The organism is Arthrobacter sp. Hiyo1 (genome assembly GCF_001263615.2).
In the GTDB taxonomy this organism is placed as follows: domain Bacteria; phylum Actinomycetota; class Actinomycetes; order Actinomycetales; family Micrococcaceae; genus Arthrobacter.
In genome coordinates this window covers 98,378-99,896 of the sequence record NZ_DF952477.1, presented here as the reverse complement: position 1 = coordinate 99,896, position 1,519 = coordinate 98,378, and the positions used below count along the sequence as shown (strand labels likewise).

The following is a 1,519-nucleotide window of genomic DNA, read 5'->3' as shown; positions in this document are numbered from 1 at the left end:
CGCGCTGGACATCCAGCAGGGCATGCGCCGGCACGGTGCGGACCCGGGCGACATCCCGTCGTCGAACGCTACAGTCGACAACGAAGCGGTGGTGGGGGCATGAGCACCGACACGCTTCTCGATGAGTTTGAGGAAACCACGACGGCGGCGCCCGACGGCGCTGCCAAGCCCAACGGCATCCCGCTTCCGCTCGACGGCATCAAGATCGTGGACTTCACCCAAGTGTTCATGGGACCGTCCTGCACCCAGCTCCTGGGCGACTACGGCGCGGACATCATCAAGGTGGAACGTCCGGGCGCCGGCGACATTTCGCGCAATTCGTTCCCGGACAAGGACGGCCAGGACAACCCCATCTTCCTGTCCATCAACCGGAACAAGCGCAGCGTTTCCGTGGATACCCGCACCGACGAGGGCAAAGCCGTCCTCCGCCGGGTCATGGCCGACGCCGACGTCGTCGTCAGCAATTTCCGTTCCGGCGTGATGGAGCGGATGGGCTTCGGCTACGAGGAACTCAAGGCGGAGAACCCCGGAATTATCTGGGCCTCCGGCACGGGCTTCGGCCCGGTGGGACCCTACTCGCACAAGGGCGGCCAGGATGCGATCGCACAGGCGTACTCCGGCGTGATGTGGCGGCGCGAGTCGGACGACCAGAAGCCGGCCATCTACCCCACCACGTTGTGCGACTACATCACGGGCATGCACCTCATGCAGGGCATCCTGCTGGCACTGCGCACCCGGGAGGCGTCCGGCGTCGGGCAAAAAGTCGAGGTGACAATGTACGACTCCATGCTCCACCTGCAGATGCAGGAGGCGTGCATGCAGCTCAACCGCGGCTACGAAGTCAATTGGGGCGCCATGCCGCTGAGCGGTGTCTTCGAAACCACCGACGGCGCCGTCTGCATGGTGGGCGGCTTCACGCCTGATCCGCTCGCTCGGATTTCCGAAGCGCTGGGCCTGGACGAGGACCTCACCCAGCGGCCGGAGTTCGCCAACCTGGAGCAGCAGTTCAAGCACAAGCCGGCCTTGCAGGCGATCTTCCGGGAGCGGATGGCCACAAACACTACCGAGTACTGGACCAACCAACTGGAAAGCCAAGGCCTGCTCAACGCGCCTGTCCACACCCTGGAACAGGCACTGGCCGATGCCCAGACGGAGGCCAACGGCATGATCGTGGAAGCCGAGCACCCGGGCGTCGGCACCGTGAAGATGCTCAACGCCCCCATTCGCTTGTCTGCTACCCCGCCTTCCGTCCGGCGCGTGGCGCCGCGGCTCGGTGAGCACAATGTGGAGGTCCTCCTGGAGAACGGCTTCGACGCTGAAACCATCGAGCGCCTGCAGAAGTTGGGAGTGCTCCGGTGACCGTGTCGATGGAAGAGAAGACGATCGTCGACCAGGTCACGCTGACCATCGAGAATTACGTGGCCACGGTGGTCATCGACCGCCAGCACGTGCTCAACGCCGTCGACGGGACTGCACAAGCCCGGCTCAACGAGATCTGGAGCCAGATCGAAGCCGATCC

The 1,519-nt window shown here is 64.6% G+C and carries 1 protein-coding gene and 1 pseudogene; both read left to right on the top strand.

Features of this window, described 5'->3' with window-relative positions; translation table 11 throughout:
* The first annotated feature begins 99 nt into the window (after positions 1 to 99).
* Positions 100 to 1,359 (top strand): CaiB/BaiF CoA transferase family protein, encoded by a 1,260-nt coding sequence (locus tag AHiyo1_RS21850; RefSeq protein WP_059389979.1) that lies wholly within the window; start codon positions 100 to 102, stop codon positions 1,357 to 1,359.
* 8 nt (positions 1,360 to 1,367) lie between these two features.
* A pseudogene (locus AHiyo1_RS27570) lies at positions 1,368 to 1,519 on the top strand (enoyl-CoA hydratase-related protein); the annotation flags it as partial.

Bases quoted from the DNA above. Each gene is read 5' to 3' on its own strand.
- AHiyo1_RS21850 (WP_059389979.1), top strand. From the start codon at position 100: ATGAGCACCGACACGCTTCTCGATGAGTTTGAGGAAACCACGACGGCG.